Source organism: Schaalia suimastitidis DSM 15538, from assembly GCF_000429105.1.
Classification (GTDB): Bacteria; Actinomycetota; Actinomycetes; order Actinomycetales; family Actinomycetaceae; genus Pauljensenia; species Pauljensenia suimastitidis.
The window spans coordinates 456,376-475,288 of record NZ_KE386848.1; the positions used below are offsets into that span (position 1 = coordinate 456,376).

The 18,913-nt window shown below is 56.4% G+C and carries 14 protein-coding genes and 6 tRNA genes; 15 read left to right on the plus strand and 5 right to left on the minus strand.

The window, feature by feature from the left end:
- Positions 1-5 precede the first annotated feature (5 nt).
- Positions 6-2,693 (plus strand): aconitate hydratase AcnA, encoded by a 2,688-nt coding sequence (gene acnA / locus G438_RS0108940; RefSeq protein WP_026461026.1) that lies wholly within the window; start codon positions 6-8, stop codon positions 2,691-2,693.
- Between the two features lie 191 nt (positions 2,694-2,884).
- Here acnA and G438_RS0108945 read toward each other — a convergent pair whose 3' ends face one another.
- A complete protein-coding gene (locus tag G438_RS0108945) occupies positions 2,885-4,867 on the minus strand; it encodes a S9 family peptidase (protein WP_026461027.1) in 1,983 nt (660 codons plus the stop codon).
- A gap of 104 nt (positions 4,868-4,971) precedes the next feature.
- On the opposite strand from G438_RS0108945, the gene dxs reads away from it, so the two are divergent.
- A complete protein-coding gene (gene dxs / locus G438_RS0108950; RefSeq protein WP_026461028.1) occupies positions 4,972-6,855 on the plus strand; it encodes a 1-deoxy-D-xylulose-5-phosphate synthase in 1,884 nt (627 codons plus the stop codon).
- On the opposite strand, the gene G438_RS0108955 is transcribed toward dxs, so the two are convergent.
- Together G438_RS0108955 and G438_RS0108960 are read right to left on the minus strand one after the other, a co-directional pair.
- Positions 6,852-8,102 (minus strand): HRDC domain-containing protein, encoded by a 1,251-nt coding sequence (locus tag G438_RS0108955; protein WP_026461029.1) that lies wholly within the window; start codon positions 8,100-8,102, stop codon positions 6,852-6,854. The two genes, dxs and G438_RS0108955, sit on opposite strands and share 4 nt — an antisense overlap.
- Positions 8,103-8,108: 6 nt before the next feature.
- A complete protein-coding gene (locus G438_RS0108960) occupies positions 8,109-8,660 on the minus strand; it encodes a DUF3000 family protein (protein ID WP_026461030.1) in 552 nt (183 codons plus the stop codon).
- Between the two features lie 223 nt (positions 8,661-8,883).
- Here G438_RS0108960 and G438_RS0108965 point away from each other — a divergent pair.
- From G438_RS0108965 to G438_RS0109025, 13 genes are all read left to right on the plus strand, one after another.
- Positions 8,884-8,956: transfer RNA gene (locus G438_RS0108965), tRNA-Gly, on the plus strand.
- 1 nt (position 8,957) lies between these two features.
- Positions 8,958-9,029, plus strand: a tRNA-Val gene (locus tag G438_RS0108970).
- Between the two features lie 23 nt (positions 9,030-9,052).
- Positions 9,053-9,125: transfer RNA gene (locus tag G438_RS0108975), tRNA-Gly, on the plus strand.
- A 40-nt stretch (positions 9,126-9,165) separates the two neighbouring features.
- A tRNA-Cys gene (locus tag G438_RS0108980) sits at positions 9,166-9,236 on the plus strand.
- A gap of 1 nt (position 9,237) precedes the next feature.
- Positions 9,238-9,312, plus strand: a tRNA-Val gene (locus tag G438_RS0108985).
- A gap of 366 nt (positions 9,313-9,678) precedes the next feature.
- Positions 9,679-10,713 carry a lipid II:glycine glycyltransferase FemX gene (locus tag G438_RS0108990; protein ID WP_026461031.1) on the plus strand — a complete coding sequence of 345 codons (1,035 nt, stop codon included), beginning with the start codon at positions 9,679-9,681 and terminating at the stop codon, positions 10,711-10,713.
- Positions 10,714-10,819: 106 nt separating this feature from the next.
- The gene (locus tag G438_RS11595; RefSeq protein WP_051259451.1) at positions 10,820-12,133 is read left to right on the plus strand and encodes a carboxylate--amine ligase; all 1,314 of its coding nucleotides are present in this window, start codon (positions 10,820-10,822) and stop codon (positions 12,131-12,133) included.
- Positions 12,130-12,846 (plus strand): cysteate racemase, encoded by a 717-nt coding sequence (gene cuyB / locus G438_RS0109000; protein ID WP_026461032.1) that lies wholly within the window; start codon positions 12,130-12,132, stop codon positions 12,844-12,846. The genes G438_RS11595 and cuyB overlap by 4 nt, the downstream gene beginning before the upstream one ends.
- A 113-nt stretch (positions 12,847-12,959) precedes the next feature.
- Positions 12,960-14,981, plus strand: coding sequence for a threonine--tRNA ligase (gene thrS / locus G438_RS0109005; protein WP_026461033.1), 2,022 nt, complete (start codon positions 12,960-12,962; stop codon positions 14,979-14,981).
- Between the two features lie 22 nt (positions 14,982-15,003).
- Positions 15,004-15,612 carry an HIT family protein gene (locus G438_RS11600; protein WP_051259452.1) on the plus strand — a complete coding sequence of 203 codons (609 nt, stop codon included), beginning with the start codon at positions 15,004-15,006 and terminating at the stop codon, positions 15,610-15,612.
- Between the two features lie 22 nt (positions 15,613-15,634).
- On the plus strand, positions 15,635-16,270 hold the full coding sequence (pgsA, locus tag G438_RS0109015) for a phosphatidylinositol phosphate synthase (protein ID WP_026461034.1): 636 nt from the start codon (positions 15,635-15,637) through the stop codon (positions 16,268-16,270).
- Positions 16,267-17,451, plus strand: a complete 1,185-nt coding sequence (locus G438_RS11605; protein ID WP_051259453.1) for a PrsW family intramembrane metalloprotease — start codon at positions 16,267-16,269, stop codon at positions 17,449-17,451. Before pgsA ends, G438_RS11605 begins: the two co-directional genes overlap by 4 nt.
- Positions 17,452-17,505: 54 nt before the next feature.
- The gene (locus G438_RS0109025) at positions 17,506-18,105 is read left to right on the plus strand and encodes an NUDIX hydrolase (RefSeq protein WP_338054400.1); all 600 of its coding nucleotides are present in this window, start codon (positions 17,506-17,508) and stop codon (positions 18,103-18,105) included.
- A 32-nt stretch (positions 18,106-18,137) separates the two neighbouring features.
- On the opposite strand, the gene G438_RS0109030 is transcribed toward G438_RS0109025, so the two are convergent.
- Positions 18,138-18,211 (minus strand) — tRNA-Pro (locus tag G438_RS0109030).
- A 118-nt stretch (positions 18,212-18,329) separates the two neighbouring features.
- Entirely contained in the window at positions 18,330-18,824 is a 495-nt protein-coding gene (locus G438_RS11610; RefSeq protein WP_051259454.1) for a GNAT family N-acetyltransferase, read from the minus strand.
- Positions 18,825-18,913 lie beyond the last annotated feature (89 nt).

Here is an 18,913-nt window from a genome sequence, read left to right on the forward strand (position 1 = left end):
CAGCTATGACCAGTATTAACTCCTTCAACGCACGTGCCACGCTGAGCGTCAACGGAAATGACTACACGATCTACCGCCTTGACGCCGTAAGCGGCACCGAAAAACTCCCATACTCGTTGAAGGTTCTGGCCGAAAACCTCCTACGGACCGAAGACGGCGCAAATGTCACAGCAGAGCAAATCCGTGCCCTCGCCTCCTGGAATCCACAGGCAGAACCCGACACCGAAATCCAATTCACCCCAGCGCGCGTCGTCATGCAAGACTTTACGGGCGTGCCCTGCATTGTTGACCTTGCCACCATGCGTGAGGCAGTCGCAGAACTTGGTGGCGACCCCACCCGCATCAATCCACTCGCACCTGCCGAAATGGTGATCGACCACTCCGTGCAAATCGACGTATTCGGCACAGCCGACGCCTTTGAACGCAATGTTGAACGCGAATACGAACGCAACCAGGAACGCTACCAATTCCTCCGCTGGGGACAAGGCGCCTTCGACAATTTCCGCGTCGTCCCACCAGGGACCGGCATCGTCCACCAGGTCAATATCGAATACCTCACCCGCACCGTATTTACACATACAGCACAAGACGGCACTGTCACCGCCTACCCCGACACCTGCGTGGGCACAGATTCACATACCACAATGGTTAACGGCCTCGGTGTTTTAGGCTGGGGCGTCGGCGGTATCGAGGCCGAAGCAGCAATGCTCGGGCAACCGGTGTCGATGCTTATTCCCAAAGTCGTCGGCTTCAAACTTTCTGGCTCCATCCCCGCCGGAGCCACCGCCACCGACGTTGTCCTCACCATCACGCAAATGCTGCGTGCCCATGGTGTCGTCGGAAAATTCGTCGAATTCTACGGCGACGGCGTCGGTGCAGTACCACTGGCAAACCGCGCCACCATTGGCAATATGAGCCCCGAATTTGGCTCGACGGCCGCCATGTTCCCCATTGACGACATCACCTTGGACTACCTACGCCTCACCGGGCGCAGCCAAGACACTATTGCCCTTGTCGAGGCATACGCCAAAGAACAAGGCCTATGGCACGACCCAACACGGGAAGTTGCCTACTCCGAATACCTCGAACTGGACCTTTCCACCGTGGTGCCATCCATCGCAGGACCTAAACGCCCGCAGGACCGCATCGCACTGTCTGAATCGAAGGAGGCCTTCGCCTCGGCCCTGCCACATTATGTGCCCGACGGTCCGCGGCCAGATGTTCCCATCACCCTTGAAGACGGGACCGTTACACGCCTCAACCACGGTGACGTAGCCATTGCTTCGATCACCTCCTGTACAAATACGTCAAACCCGTCAGTGATGCTGGCAGCTGGCTTACTGGCACGCAAAGCAGTTGCGCGTGGCCTGCAATCAAAGCCATGGGTAAAAACCTCAATTGCACCCGGCTCTAAGGTTGTCACCGACTACTACGACAAAGCGGGACTGTGGGATGACCTTAACACCCTAGGTTTCAATCTGGTTGGCTATGGATGCGCTACGTGCATCGGTAACTCGGGGCCACTACCAGCGGCAGTATCGGAAGCAGTCAACGCGAATGATTTAACGGTTGTGTCGGTTCTGTCCGGTAACCGTAATTTCGAGGGCCGAATTAATCCCGACGTGAAGATGAACTACTTGGCCTCGCCTCCGCTGGTCGTTGCCTACGCGCTGGCTGGCACGATGGATTTTGACTTTGACACCCAAAGTCTTGGTAGAGATCCTGACGGTGTCGACGTGTACCTGCGTGATATTTGGCCAACACCTGCAGAGGTGCAAGCAACGATTGACGCAGCTATCGACCGTGACATGTTCGCCCAGTCATATGCTGATGTTTTCGCTGGCGATGCGCGTTGGCAGAGCCTGGAAACGCCCGAAGGAGATGTTTTCTCTTGGGATAACGCTTCCACTTACGTGCGTAAACCCCCATATTTTGAAGGTATGACGATGACGCCGACGCCGGTGAGCGATATTCACGGTGCGCGCGTGTTACTTAAACTGGGCGATTCGGTGACTACTGACCATATTTCGCCTGCTGGATCCTTCACACCTGAAACCCCAGCGGGACAGTATTTGCTTGCTCACGGTGTCCAGCGGCGTGATTTCAATTCCTATGGGTCACGCCGAGGCAACCACGAGGTGATGATTCGCGGGACCTTCGCCAATATTCGTATCCGCAACGAAATCGTCCCTGGCGTTGAAGGCGGATTCACCCGCGACTTTACGCAGGCAGATGCGCCAGTCGTTCCTGTTTTTGACGCTGCGCAATCGTATTTGGCTGCCGGGACACCACTGGTTGTCCTTGGTGGAAAAGAATATGGCTCAGGATCGTCCCGCGACTGGGCGGCAAAAGGTACATCACTGCTGGGCGTGCGAGCCGTTATTACCGAAAGCTTTGAACGTATCCACCGCTCGAACCTCATTGGCATGGGCGTCTTGCCCCTGCAATTCCCTGTTGGCCAAGATCGCAATAGCCTGGGACTGACGGGCGAAGAGGTTTTCGATATCACCGGTATTGACGTGCTCAACGAAGGGACGACACCCAAGACCGTGCATGTGGTGGCGCGGCGTGAAGGCGCTGAGCCTATTGCATTTGACGCCGATGTGCGCATTGATACACCTGGCGAGGCCGACTACTACCGTAACGGCGGCATCTTGCAGTACGTGCTTCGCCAACTTGCGGCACGAGGCTGACAATGCGTTGCGGCCCTCAGTGACCTTTGATGGTGACCGAGGGCCACTTCGTTATTGCCCACATCGTGCCTTTGCCCACTGTTGGGTGAAGCGTGGAGCAGTCTTATCGCGATGTGGTTTCGCACTTCGCCGCGCTCCAAATCCAGCAGGCACACAACCGGACTGCTGGTTGAGCGGCGACGACAGGCGTCCTATGCATGCACTCCATCGAGGGCTAAACCCCATACGTCGGCATAAAACGCTAACTCGGTTTCCCAAGCATCGCGAATATTATCCGCATGTGTGAAGCCGTGCGCTTCATTGGGATAGATTTTCACAACGACGGTTTTGCCCTGTGCCACTAAAGCATCATGCATCGCCGTTGCCTGAGAAGCAGGTACCACTGCGTCCTTACCGCCCTGAAGTAGCAGCAGGGGAGCAGTGATCTGGTCAATATGTGCCACCGGGGAACGCTGGGTCCACAGTGGAGACTCAGGATCGTCGGTGCCAATAAGGCGGTACAGGTAGCGGGATTCAAATTTATGAGTTTCCGCCGCCAACGCACGCAAGTCACCAATGCCGTAGGCAGAGCAGCCAGCGGAAAAAGGCGTGTCGGCAACAAGGGCTGACAATGTGGTGAAACCTCCTGCCGATCCGCCCCGGATTGCCATACGGTCCTCATCGACGAGGCCACGCGCAGCCAGGTACAACGCGCCGTCCACGCAGTCATTGACATCCATTACACCCCAGTTGCCGTTAAGGCGTTCTCGGTAGGCACGTCCATAACCCGTGGAACCACGGTAATTGACATCAAGGACAGCAAAACCTCGGCTGGTCCAATACTGGAATAACACCTTCAACCCTGGCCGTGCAGCTGAAGTCGGGCCGCCGTGCACGCTCACGATGAGAGGAGGACGTTCACCCTCGGGCGCAACAAAATCGGCATTGGTCGGCGGATAGAAGAAACCATGAGCCACTTCGCCGTCCCGAGTGGGCCACGTCATGGCCTGAGCGGTCGAAATGAAACCGGGTTCCACCTCAGCTTCAGAGGACAGGCGAATAATGTCAGTGTGCCCATCTTTTACTTCAATAATGGCAGGCGCATGGGTGGCGGAGTCCCCAAGGAAAACAACGCGGCCATCAGCTGATGCCACGTTACCAATGGGCCACCATCCGGTTGCCCATTCTTCAGCGAGACCATTGTCGATGCGCACAGTACCCACATGCCACGTCACGCCTTCAGCCCACGAGCAAATCAGGTGATCATGGTCGAAATTGTCATAGGAGTGCAAACCCAGTTGCCAATGGGGGTGCGAGAAAGCCTGACGTCCCGGATGCAGCGGACGCCGACGCAAACGGGTGGTCCATGCGTCAAGCTCTTCACCTTCCCGCCAGCTAAATCCTTCGGTCCGATACAGGTTGGCCCAGCCTGACGAATCGTCGACATGGATAAGGTCACCATCTAACGTCCAACGGGGTTCATAGACACACACGCCAGGGCGGTCCACCAGAGTGACATGCGCCGAAAAATTGCCTTCAAAATCGAGGGAGGCCACATGTAATGCTGAACGTGTCCACGGCATATCGGGGTGATCCCATGTGAGCCACGCAAGTTTGGACCCATCTGGGGAAAGCGTCGGTGCCATCACAAAATCGGTGCCTGATACCAACGTGGTGATAAGCGAACCGTCGCGCGCAGCCGACCCGTCAAGTGGAACGGACACAAGCGTATTCGTTGGCTCACCTTCACCACGGTGATCTTCACACACGACGTAAACGACGCCCCGGACCTCGGCAAGCTCAATATCTCCGTAGCGCACATTTTCCATCGGTGTCAGCGGCACGAGGCGCGAATGCGGGTCTTTGCGGTCAAAACGGTAGAGCCGCCCGTCGGTACCGTCAGAGAAAACAATCAGTCCGTCTTCGACTGCGTAGGCACGCCCCCCGTATTCGTGGACACGCGTGCGCACATCCGGTAGTCGAACGCCGTCGATAAGGGGAAGTACCTCACTGGTTTGTCCCAGGCGATTACGACGCAACAGAGTATTACGACCATCAGCTAAGGGGTGCCCTTCCACCCAGTAAGTGTCAGGCCCATCAACGCGGACCTGCGATAACGTCACCGAACGGGCAACAAAAGAGTCACTGGATATAGGTGACGACCATTCACCGTAGGGAGCAACTGCAGAACACATAAGAACCTCTTACCGTTGGTGCGCGTCGTTTTAACCTACGTGACATTCTATGCCCTTTCACACGTGAGAGGGTGAATGACCGGCGGGGCATTAGAATTGCACCCATGGCTCATACACGAAGGAAGTTCCCGCTGCTGGATAGCATTACGCAGCCGTCGGATCTTCGTTCACTCACCCCCGCCCAGCTTGTCGAATTATCTACGGAGATACGCGCGCAACTGATCGCCACCGTATCGAAGACGGGTGGGCATTTGGGGCCAAACCTTGGTGTTGTGGAGCTCACTATCGGCATTCACCGGGCACTGAACAGCCCAACCGACACCATCATTTTTGATACGGGACACCAGTCATATGTGCACAAAATGCTGACCGGTCGGCACGACCTTGCGAGTTTGCGGCAGCGCGGCGGCATCTCAGGCTACCCGAGCCGCAGCGAATCCGAACACGATATTGTCGAAAGCTCCCACGCCTCGTCCTCCTTGTCGTGGGCTGACGGTATCTCCCGTGAGAAACAACGCCGCGGTGACCGTTCCTGGACAGTGGCAGTCATCGGTGACGGTGCCCTCACGGGCGGGATGGCATGGGAAGCGCTGAATAACATTGCTTCTGACTCTCAACGACGCGTCATGGTGATCGTCAACGACAATGGACGCTCCTACTCACCAACCATCGGAGGCGTCGCCCACCACCTTGATGTCCTACGCAGTTCAAAAAATTACGAACGTGCGCTGGCATGGGGCAAGCGCCGTCTCATGGGAATGGGAGAACCTGGACGCGTCGCCTACGACGCACTTCACGGGATGAAATCAGGACTGAAAGATGCGTTGATACCTCAGGCAATGTTCGAAGGTCTGGGCGTGAAATACCTTGGGCCAGTTGACGGGCATGACGTGGTGGCTGTTGAAGACCTTGTTGCTAGAGCAGCCTGCCTTGAAGGCCCGGTCCTGCTGCACGTCATTACTCAGAAGGGCCGCGGCTACACGCCAGCGGAAGAAAATATCGCTGACCGTTTCCACGCAGTTGGCCCTATTCACCCTGAAACTGGGCTGCCTATTACGCCTGCCCGCTTCGGTTGGACCAGTGTCTTTGCAGACGAGATGCGCAATATCGCCCATGAACGCGACGACATTGTTGCCCTGACCGCTGCGATGCTCCTGCCTGTTGGACTTGGTCCCATGCGTGATGATTTTCCTGAGCGTGTGGTGGATGTTGGGATTGCGGAGCAACATGCGGTGGCTGCGGCCGCTGGCATGGCTTATGCCGGTGCGCACCCCGTATTTGCTGTCTATGCCACCTTCCTTAACCGTGCCTTCGACCAGGTCCTCATGGATGTGGCGCTTCACAAAGCGGGGGTCACATTTGTCCTTGACCGGGCGGGTGTCACTGGCGATGACGGTGCCTCCCATAACGGTATGTGGGATATTTCTATGCTGTCGGTGGTTCCCACTTTGCGTCTTGCGGCACCTCGGGACGAGGTGAGTCTCCGCCAACAGTTACGGGAAGCTGTCGCAGTTGACGATGCGCCGACCGTGTTGCGCTATGGGAAAGGTCCTTTGCCTGCGCCCATTGAGGCACTGCGGAACTACAAGGGCATTGATGTCCTGTATGAGGAAGTTGGCCACAGACAGAACCTCACGCTGATTGCGACCGGGTCAACGGTGACCGACACCCTTCAAGCGGCACGAAGGTTGTCGGACCAGGGGCATTCTGTCACTGTTCTTGACCCGTGTTGGCTACTCCCAATCCCACAGGCGTTGACTGAGTTGACGGTGACGGCTGACCTTGTCGTGACCGTTGAGGATGGTATCGTTGACGGCGGTTTCGGTTGGGGTGTGCGTGACCTTCTTGCGCCGCACGGCAAGCGGGTCCTGACCATGGGTATTCCACGGCATTTCTTTGACCATATGAGTCGGGAAGACCTACTTCACGAAGCCGGTTTAGATGCGGATGGTATTGTCAGTGCCGTCAACGCATGGCTTTCCCACTAAACGAGGGCACCTAAGGCGGTCACAAGTGGGCCGGTGACGATGTCTTTTTGCCAGGGGCGCGCGTCACTTTCGTCAAGGCGTACTCTCAGGGCCGCTTCAACGCCTCGTGAACGCTCAAGGACTGCCCACGCGACGTATCTTTGCACCTTGGGTGCCAGCAGCACATCCTGGGCGATACCGAGCGTATCGGCACTTGCCTGCACAGCAGCACGCACGGCCTGAAGACGCTGATGGGCCTCAGGGTCGGTCTTCGCCCAGAAGCGCGCTTCGGGTATATGTCCCGCTGGGGGCGGGACTTTACGCGGCGGAAGATCTGCTTCATTTGCCGTCAACGCCACGGTAATGGCACGCAACCAACGGTCGGCGTATTGACGTGCAATCGGCGTGCGGAATTCTGCGATGGCCTGCAGGGCACGCTTATTACGCGGTGGAGCCTGAGCGGCGCGAACAAGGGCCGTATTGCGCAACAATTTCCCTGGCGCAATATTTAAAGTGTGTGCCACGTCCTCACGCATTTGCCACAGGCAACGAAGGACTTCCAGTTGCCGCCGGTCGCTGATTTTCGAGGCGCCGGGAAGTGCACGCCACCGGTCTGCTTTAGGTTTTGGTGCAGGCATGTGCAAGATGTAGGCAAATTCTTGTTCAGCCCACTCCCACCGGTCCGCGTCGTGAAGTTGTCGCGCCATGCGTTGATACAAGGCAGTGAGAAGTTCAACATCAAGGGCTGCGTAACGTAGCCATGTGGATGGTAGGGGTCGCACCGACCAATTTGATGCCTGATGGTCTTTTGCGAGCGTCAGACCAAGTATGGTTTCGCATACCGATGCCAATCCGAACCGTTCCAATCCCAACAGTCGAGCAGCCACTTCAGTATCGAAAAGGGATGTTGGCGATAAGCCGAGTTGGCGAATATTGGGCAGGTCCTGGTCGGCAGCGTGAAGAAGCCATCGCTGGTGGTTCAAAAATGACAGGCATGACAAATCGGGCAGAGCCGCCGTGTCAATGAGGAAGGTGCCGACGTCCTCACGGCGAATCTGAATGAGATAGGGATCGGCACCGTATTTGAAACCTTGTGCGCGTTCAACGTCGACGGCGACGGGCTGTGAGGCTGAGCGTAACTGTGCGGCAGCCTCGGAAAGTCCTTCGGTGGTGTCAATAATGGAGGGGGTACCGCCGCGTGGGCTGGCGCACAAGACGGGGGAGTCGGTATCACCATCGGGTAGGCCATGTGTATTGGCGACAATCATTGGGCCTTAGACTCCTTCAAGGTGCAGGGAAGATTCCACACCAGCGCTACGTAGCATCAGCATCGCCCATGCTTGCAGATGTTCACCAAGGTAGGGGGTATTGGGTGTCCATGATGCGCGCAATTCAACGTGGAGGGTTGCCCCTTTAAGGATGAGTCCGCCAAAGGATTCGGATATTTCTCGGGTGACGGTGCCCGTCATATCGTGGTAGCCAGCCCCCGCCTCGTCAAGACAGTCATGTGCCCATTGCCATAGCGCCTCCGACAGCAAAGGATCATGTCCCATATCGGAATCAATTTGTGAACGCATCTGAGCGACGATCCGAAAGCTTCCGTTCCATCCGGCTTGTCCTTCAGGATCGTGAAGTATTACCAAACGTCCAGCTGAACGTGGTTGTCCAAAGTCGTGTGCCCTCGTGCGAAGGCCAACAGCGGCAGTCCATGGTGCCATGCGTGTGGGCGACGGCAATTCCTCGTATTCGATACCAGGGTGAGTGGCGCCGTCACGTAGGGACGTTAACGAGGCGATGAAATCCTCTGGTGGTACTGCTTCACTCACCTCTTCACCCTAGGGCTGAAGTGTCAATGCGTATGCAAGGCGCGCCGCACACACGCTGTGTACCGCATGGCAACGCACTGCGTGACGAGGGTATTTTTGCGCAGAATACTGCCGAATGTGACAAGGGTTACCCGGCTCAGTTTTTCATGTGGCTAAAAAGGTGTTAGGCTTCCATGCGTTCCCACGGACGAGGTCCTCACTCAGAGGCTTTCAGGTGGATAACGCGGATGTGGCTCAGTTGGTAGAGCATCACCTTGCCAAGGTGAGGGTCGCGGGTTCGAGTCCCGTCATCCGCTCGGGCGATTGGCGCAGCGGTAGCGCGCTTCCTTGACACGGAAGAGGTCACTGGTTCGAACCCAGTATCGCCCACGATCACTTTTAGTGAGTGTCATGCGGATGTGGCTCAGTTGGTAGAGCATCACCTTGCCAAGGTGAGGGTCGCGGGTTCGAGTCCCGTCATCCGCTCGGTCCACACACCGGGGTCCCCGGACACCGGCGGAACTGTGGTGGGTTGGCCGAGAGGCGAGGCAGCGGCCTGCAAAGCCGTATACACGGGTTCGAATCCCGTACCCACCTCGGGCGATTGGCGTAGTGGTAGCGCGCTTCCTTCACACGGAAGAGGTCACTGGTTCGATCCCAGTATCGCCCACCAAACGTCAACCCTGCATATGTGTGCAGGGTTTTGACATTTTCGGGCGCCGCGTTCTTAGGCGGGGAGTTTCATTTCCCAACACATCCTTCAAGTCAGCGAACTATTGCCCCAATTTTGGCCTATTGTCCCCAACATGGGGGAGAGCCAACCTTGGGCCGCCAACATTTCCTTCTCTAACCCTATTGTCTCCAAGGTGGGCAGAGCCGACCTAGAGGGCGTGAATCCCCAGACTTAGTGCGGGTGGGCCGCGTCGGGGTTGGTAGCCAAGAGTATCCGGGCGAATTCAGGGTGAACCCTGAGTTGGCATACGCGCACCTCACGGTATAGTTATCTTGAAGAGAATTGCGGACTAACTGTGAGGACTAAATGGACGGGATTTCGACACGGCTCGTCGCCTTGGATGCCGAAGCCATGAGGATCGCCGCAGCAGGGGTTGTGCCCGTCCCGCTCGAACAATCCGCCCCATGGGAAAAAGTCGAAGAAAATAACGGCAGGCGCTGCTGGGCACGCCTTGCCTGGTACGAAGGCGACAAATGTTGCGCCATTATTGCCCTGTATGAATATCAACTCCGCTGGTGGCGCTTCCTTTGGGCTCGCTGGGGGCCGGTCTGGCTAAAAGAAGCCACACCTGAACGTGAAGCCGCATTTCGGCGTGACCTACGCCAATACATTCAGCGCACGGACAAAGGTATTGTGTTTGTCCGACTCCATGCCTGGTTCAATGCTGCCGATGTCATCACCCCGATCACGACGATTACCTATGATCGCACCGTCATTATTCACACCTTCGGCGGCAGCGAGACGAAACTTTATGATTCAATGCCTTCTTCTGGTCGGCGCAATATACGCCGCGCTCAGAAAAAAGCTGCCGATGTGGGCGCCACAATGGTGGACGACACGGGAATCAGCTTAGATAATTACCGTGCATACCACGCCATCATGGAAGAAACAGCACAGCGTGACGGATTTCGGCCACATCCAATGGATTACTACCTCACGTTGATGAACACCCTGGGTCCGCAACATGCGCACCTATTTTCCTTGAAGGATGCCGACGGCAATATCTTGTGCTGGGACATGGTGCTCACTCATGACCGGCGCGCCATAGTTCCTTACGGCGCATCGACAGCGCGTGCCCGCCAACTGGGATTACCAGCATTGCTGGACTACATGGTGGTGGCAGCACTGGGTGCGCAGGGCGTCAAATCGGTCGACCTCATGGGTATTCATTCGCCTCGTGTGCCAGAACTCTTTACTGTTGGAAAATATAAAATGTCTTTCGTTCAGCAGGCGACAGATGTAGCCGGAGGCTGGGATATGCCCGTGAAATGCTGCACCTTCACGTTTATGAGGCAACTGCGCCGCTTCAAATGCCTAACCAAACGCCTGCGCGGGCATTAAATATTTTGCGCCACCTTTAACTGATAGTCTGGACAGGATGACTGACCTGAGGAAATCTATGGCCCGCACCCACTGCGACGCTCACCCTTGGACGCCTCGGAGCTTAATGGCTCGGCTGCGGGGCCTTCGTTACCTCGACGTGCCAGCACCCGGTCCTCAATTTGGGCGCCACGTTGCCGTGAGTCACACAGGTGCGCCCTTTCGCTTGCTCATCCTTGGCGGCGATATGGGGGGTCTTTCGCAGGCACGGTCACTTTACGAGGCCTATCGCACCCCAGCGCAGATCCTGGCCATTGCACGCATACCGGTGCATTCGGCCTCGTCAATGTACGAAATTGCCTACGAACCGGCACTTGAAGACGACGACACCTTCGTGGAGTCCATCAACCGGATTGCGCGCCTTCACGACACTCCGCTGCTGCTCAGCTCATCATTCGACCTCTATATTGAAATGGCGTCGCGTCTGCGCGAACGTTTCGATGCACGTGTCATAGTGCCATTTGCTCCCTTTGATGTGATGGAACGCATTGTCGACAAAGCAGTGTTTGCCGCCTACACGCAACAGCTCGGCATTGCCCATCCTGCGACGGTGATTCACCGTGTGGGCAGCGGACCCGTGCCGGACCTGTCTGAGCTGGGATACCCGGTGGTAGCTAAGCCGGCACAAAGTGACGCCTTGCGGCACCTTGATATTGATGATGTGCAGAAGGTGTATTACTTTGCTTCGAGGGACGAGGTCGACCGTTTCGACGAGTCACTTAAGCGTGCAGGTTTTAGTGGCGAAATTGTGTTCCAAAGGCGTGTGGGCGGTTCAGATGCTCAGATGCGGATCCTCACGTGTTACTGCACCCGCGACCATCAGGTGCCCATCAGTGCTTTCGGACGTGTCCTCATTGAAGAACACGATCCTAATTTGCGAGGTAATCCAGCTCTGATTTTCACCGGAGAAGTTGCCGACACACCGGTGGCACAGGCGACGACGCTGCTCAAAGAATTGGGGTGGGTCGGATACGCCAATTTTGATATCAAAGTGGATCCCCACACGGGCAAGCACCTATTTTTTGAAATCAACCCCCGTTTGGGGCGCTCAAATTACTACCTCAACGTTTCAGGATTTAACCCCATTGAGGTGCTTGTTGAAGACTGGATTAGTGGCGCGCCTGTCGCGCCACTTACAGCCCAGCGCCGCGGTGTCTACACGATGGTACCCTTAGGTTTAGCGCTCGCATATGGGGCTGGCGATCGGGGTAGACTGCTTGCAGCGGCACTTGGTGGACGCATGAAAAACCCACTCATTGCGTGGCGTGACCGCGTATTTATCAAGAATATTTACGCCTACGCTGCCACGCTCCTCCAGTATCGTCGCTTTGCCCGCCACTATCCTTTGGCACAGTATCGAGCGGAAAGTCGTCACCTATGAGCAACAGCAGGCAAACGGGGGGAGTCCTTGGCGGTCTGGGGCCGCTGGCAACCGTGTCCTTCCTTCAACAGGTGATTGATGCGACCGCTGTTACGGTTGAACAAGAACACGTCGACCTCATTGTGTCGCAACGGGCTTCAACGCCTGACCGCACCGCTGCACTGCTTCATGGCGGCCCCACTCCGGCGCCACAAATGGCACGTGACGCCCGGATGCTTCAAGATGCAGGCGCTCAATTCATTGTCATACCTTGTAATACGGCATCCAATTTTCTTGGTGCGGTTGAACGTGCGGTGTCAATTCCTGTCGTGTCGATTGTTAACGAAACAATTGACGAGGTGATGCGGCGTCTTCCACAGGCAACTACCGTTGGGCTGATGGCCACAGACGGCACGATCCAATCGGGTATCTATGCTGAGGCTGCGAAATGTCGCGGATTGCAGGTTGTTTTGCCAGATGAGGATCTGCAACGCCGCATTATGGCGATGATCTACGAGGGCGTCAAAATTGGTCGCCCTGTTGACCGTGACGAATTTTACGCCTGTATTGACGCGCTGCGTGACCAAGGTGCAGACGCGGTGATCTCTGGGTGCACAGAAATATCGGTCCTGTGTGCTCAATATGGGCCAACGCCGCCATATGTTGTGGATTCTTTAGATGCCTTAGCGCGTCGCACAGTGCTTCTGGCTGGAGCTTCCCTCAAGGAATGCTAGACGCCCAACGACTTCACCGCCTCGGCACGCTTCCTTGACGTAGAGCGCACGTGTGGCGCGTGGGCGAGTAGCATAGAGACACAAAGAAACCGCTTCGAACACAGGAGAACCTCGTGCCTAGTATCGACGTCCACATTGACGGCCAGCCTCAGTCCCTTGACCATGGCACAACTGGCACCACCGTCTATCAGGATCGTCGCGACGTGGTGGCCATGTTCGTTGACGGTGAACCGTGGGATTTAGAACGGGTAATCCCCGCAGGCGCATCCGTTGAGGCCATCACCATTACCTCCGAGGCGGGACTGCAGATCCTGCGGCATTCCTGCACCCACGTGATGGCTCAGGCTGTGCAAGACATCTACCCCGACGTCAACCTTGGTATCGGCCCCTTTATTACCGACGGTTTCTACTACGACTTCGGCAATATTGACGCTGTCACGCCAGAACTGATGCGCGAACTAGAAAAACGTATGAAGCGCATCATTAAAGAAGGACAAACCTTCCGACGTCGCACAATTACCGACGAAGAAGCGCGCGTTGAGCTGGCCCAACAGCCCTACAAACTGGAACTTGTCACCACCAAGGGCGCTGGCGCCGACGGTGCCTCCGTTGAAGTCGGTGGCGGCGAACTCACCATGTATGACAATGTGCGCCGCGACGGTACCGTGGCCTGGACCGATCTGTGCCGCGGCCCCCACCTGCCAAATACCCGCCTGATTGGCAACGGCTTCGCCTTGACGAAATCTTCGTCAGCCTACTGGAAAGGCGACCAAGCCAACGACCCTCTACAGCGCATCTACGGCACTGCGTGGGCTTCGAAAGAAGACCTGGTGGCCTACCAGGAACGCATCAAGGAAGCAGAGCGACGTGACCACCGTCGCCTCGGCGCTGAACTTGATCTGTATTCGTTCCCCGAGGAACTGGGCGCGGGCCTGCCCGTCTTCCACCCTAAGGGTGGCGTCCTCAAGCGCGTCATGGAGGACTACGTGCGGGCCGCCCACATCGCCAACGGCTTCCAGTACGTTGGTACACCCCATATTTCCAAGGAAGATCTTTTCCATACCTCCGGGCACTTGCCATACTACGCCGACGGCATGTTCCCCCCGATGGATGACGACGGGCAGCTCTACTACCTCAAGGCCATGAACTGCCCGATGCACAACCTTATCTTCCGTTCGCGTGGGCGTAGCTACCGCGAACTGCCTCTGCGCCTCTTCGAATTCGGCACCGTGTACCGCAACGAGAAGTCCGGTGTGCTCCAGGGGCTGACTCGCGTGCGGTCCATCACCCAGGATGACTCTCACAGCTATGTGATGCCCGAACAGGCTGCCGACGAAATCAAGCATCTGCTGAATTTTGTCCTTACCCTGCTGAAAGACTTTGGATTGACTGACTTCTACCTGGAACTGTCCACCCGCGACAACGACGGTAAGAAGAAGGAAAAGTTCATCGGCTCGGACGAGCAGTGGGAACAGGCCACTGAAATCCTTCAGCGTTGCGCTGAAGAATCGGGACTGACCTGCGTACTTGATCCAGGTGGTGCGGCTTTCTACGGCCCGAAGATTTCGATTCAAGCCAAGGATGCTATTGGTCGCACCTGGCAAATGTCGACCATCCAGTACGACTTTAACCAGCCGTCCCGATTCGGCCTGTCGTTCACTGCGCCCGATGGGAGCCATCAAGAGCCGGTGATGATTCACTCGGCAAAATTTGGGTCAATTGAGCGTTTCATTGGTGTCTTGGTGGAACACTACGCGGGTGCGTTCCCGGCGTGGCTTGCCCCTGAGCAGGTTCGTCTAGTGCCGGTGGCGGAAGCTTTCGACGACTACTGCAAGAGCGTTGCTGCCAAACTTGCTGCGCGTGGTATCCGCGCTGAGGTTGACCTGTCGGATGATCGTTTTGGCAAGAAGATCCGTAACGCATCGAAAGATAAGGTGCCGTTCACGCTGATTGCTGGTGGGGAGGACGCCGAGGCGGGCGCGGTGTCGTTCCGTTTCCGTGACGGCAGCCAGCTCAATGGGATCGCCATTGACGAGGCGGTGGAGCGGATCGTTCGCCACGTTGAGGCTCGCTGTAACCACGATAAATTTGCCGACATGATTGATGTGTCGTCGGGTGAGGATACCGAAGCCTGAGCCTGACGCGGGCAGGAGGATTGTGGCAGACCTACCGATTGAAGAGGCGCATCACCTGGCGGGCAGCCCGGATGGTTTTGCGCGCCTGTGGACGCCGCACCGTATGGCGTATATCCAAGGTGACAAGAAACCAGTTGATACCTCCGCTGGTCACTGCCCGTTCTGTGTGGCACCCACGCGCAGTGATAGCGATGGCTTGATTGTCTATCGTGGCCAGACCTGTTTTGTGTTGATGAACCTTTTTCCCTATAACGCAGGTCATTTGCTGGTGTGTCCGTACCGTCACGTATCTGACTACACCGACCTTGAGGCGAACGAACGCATCGAATTGGGTGATCTGACGGCTACCGCCATGCGTGTGCTCAGGGAGGTTTCTGCACCGCAGGGCTTTAACCTGGGCATGAATCAGGGTGATGTGGCTGGTGCTGGTATTGCCGCGCACCTGCACCAACATGTGGTGCCTCGGTGGCTGGGGGATGCGAATTTCTTGCCCATCATTGCGCAAACAAAAGCGTTGCCGGAGCTATTAGAAGACGCGCGCGCCCGCTTGGCTCGTGCGTGGCCACAAGGCGATACCCAGGGCACTAAAGACAGTGGTGCACCTGCCGTTGCGCCCACAGACAGATATTGATGCACAGTCAGGGAGTTCACTCATGTTAGGCAACCACGGGCGCGGCATTACCGCCGCCATTTTCACACCGCCTGCACGCCTCCTTGCGCGTATGGGTGTCAGCCCGAATGCGGTGACCGTGGTGGGCACGACTATCACGGTCATCCTTGCTGTGACATTACTGGGGCGTGGCTATCTGTGGCAGGGTGGCGTTGCACTGGGCTTTGTGTTGTTTTGTGACTCTATTGACGGGGTCCTTGCCCGTCTCACAGGTAAAACGTCGACATTTGGTGCCTTCCTTGATTCCACGATGGACCGCATTGGCGACGGAGCTGTTTTCGGTTCTTTGCTTGCGTGGGCTGTATTTGGCATGGACGCTGGTGCGCCACGAATATTGGCCGTTGTGGCGGGCATTATTGCGATGGTGGGTGTGGGCACAGTGCCGTATGCGCGTGCGCGGGCAGAAAGCGTTGGCGTTATCGCGAAAGTGGGTATTGCAGAACGTACTGACCGTCTCATCATTGCCCTTGTGTGCGCCGCATTCACTGACTGGGGATTTGGCCAGTGGTGGATTGGGGCCGGACTTGCGTGGGTTGCTTTCGCATCTGCATTGACTGTTGGACAGCGTGTGCTGTTTACCGCCTCGGCCCTGAAAGCAGAAAGTGACACTGCCGCGTGAATCTGCCGTCCCACAACTATCCCTTCCCGCAGACGCCCGCCACACCTGTTGTGCGTAAAAGGCGCGCCCCCGCATTTGAGGGAACCGTCCTGATACTGGGGATTCTTGGTATCCTCACGTGTTTTGCTGCCTATTTTTCTGGGGCGGGAGTATTCCCAACGACAGCGATGGCTATCGTCGCCCTTCCTGCGCTTGGGATCGTTGTCGCCACCGCGCATTACCTTGATCGCTGGGAGGTGGAGCCACTGTGGACGCGCTTGCTGGTGTTTGTGTGGGGCGCGGGCGTAGCGACACTGGTTGCAGCCGAGCTAAATACTTTTGGCTACGACGTTCTTGCGATGAGCCTTTCCGACCCATTTTCGGCCAGTGATGCAACCGCGGTATTTGTTGCGCCGCTGACAGAAGAAACGTTGAAAGGCGCCATTGTTGTCTTAATTCTGTTTCTTCGCAGGCACGTGGTGCATTCGCCGCTTGATGGTCTTGGGTTGGGGATGCTTTCAGGCGCTGGTTTCGCTTTTGTTGAGAATATTCAATATTTCTTGGAGGTCTATAACGTTAGCCCTGGATCCCTAGGTGCGATCGTCTTTTTACGAGGCGGTATGGGGTTGTTCGTCCATCCAATGGCAACATCACTGATTGGTTTCGCTGTTGCATGGGCGATGACTCGAACGCGTTCAGGAACAAGTTGGGTGCCCATCGGTTTCCTCGGGTGGCTCTGTGCGGTCGTATTCCATGGGTTGTGGAATTACTTGGCAGTTGAGCACAGTTACCAATGGCTTTACTTGTATCTCGTCGTGCAGGTTCCTTTATTTCTCACGTGGTTTGTCACTGTGCTTGTCCTTGCTGCGCGTGAGGCCTCCCTTATTGCGAAAGGGCTGGAGCCGGTCGTCAAATCGGGGGCGCTCTTTCAAGTTGAGGTTCAGATGACTACCTCAATGGCCAAGCGACGCGCAGCGATCCGTTGGGCGGCCAGTGGCGGACCTCACGCGAAAGTGGCGATGAAACGGATGCTGAACAATATCGCTGCCCTTGGTTTGGATGGTTACAGGTCGATGCGTGGCGTACTTCCAGCAGACCGTTACAGCGCGATACCTTTACTGCTCACGCAAGTGCGTGATGACCGCGATATGGTTATAAAAGCAACGAGCAGCGCAACAACGCAGCGCCACAACACGCAATGACTGCAGCCGATCAAGCGTTGAAGAAATACCACCGACTTTTATGTGGATGACCCAATGACTGTTTCCAGAACAACCGATAGTGCGATGATTGAAAAGACTGGTGATGATGGCGCTACCAGTCCGCTTGGGATTGAATGGCCTATCGATGCGGAAGGTTACCCTCACCGTGAAGCGGCGCGTATTGTGGTTTTCGATGCTGCAGGTCGGTTGCTTATGGTTCACGGGCATGACAGCGCTGATCCTGCTCGCAGATGGTGGTTCACAATTGGAGGTGGCCTTGAAGCGGGGGAGAGCCCTCGTGAAGGCGCTGTGCGTGAACTACGTGAAGAAACCGGTATCGTTGTCGATGCAGCCCAACTTGAAGGGCCGGTGATGTATCGCAGTGCACAGTTTCATTTCCTCAGTGTCACTGCCCGTCAAGATGAGTGGTTTTTCGTTGTGCGTCTGAATGAGGAACAGCCTTGTTTGATCCATGACGGATGGACGGAGCTCGAAAAAACGGTCCTTGACGAGCAACGGTGGTGGCATCTGGACGATTTGGAAGCTGAAGCCGAGCGGGCCGTCCTTTTTCCTGCTGACATTATTGATCGTGCACGCCGCTGGTGGAGTGGGTGGGACGGGACATTGGAACGCGCAATCGAGTCGTCCGAATAGAAAAACCGCTGTTTACCAGCGGTTTCAGTTTGTCGGGCTGGCGGGATTTGAACCCACGACCCCTTGACCCCCAGTCAAGTGCGCTACCAAGCTGCGCCACAGCCCGTATTTATTTATATTGCCAACTGGCAACCCGTCAATGATACCGGGTTACCCCCATGAGGTGGCAAATTGCTGAGCCGCGACCCGCGTCACACTCGGCCGCATACAGCTTCGGGCGGGTGTTATGTCAGCGGCATAGTCATACGTACACCGGTCCACACTTCGCGACTGTCGTGCACTGTGACGCTAAATGTTTGACAGTCACGAAAACCGCAGGATTCGTACACGTGATGTGCGACAGGGTTGTTGTCGAATACTCCGAGGTTAATATGTCGTGCCCACGGCAGCTGGCGCGCAATGGTGACGAGAATCTGGACAACGGCGCGTCCATAACCGCGCCCACGCATTGTGGGATTGACCAGGATGCGACCCACACGGACCGTTTCGTTATCAAGCTTGCGATACGAGGCGGTGGCGACTAATTGATTGTCGTCTTGCGTATCGTCCCAGAACGCTAGTGCAACCCACTGCAGATCAGTCGGATCAAGAAAATCCTCAGCAGTGAAAGGGTAGGTGAGGGTTGTGCCCGCAAATAATGTTGTCTCCTGTGGGGAAGTAACCCACGTGCTAATGAGGTGTGCAGCTTCGTGATTGACACACGTGTAGCGAAGAGTCATGTGCTGACACTAGCAAACGCATGACTTGCTCGGGCTGTGGCGATCGACCCGCGTAAGCCCCGTAAATACATCAGAAGGCAACCGGCCAG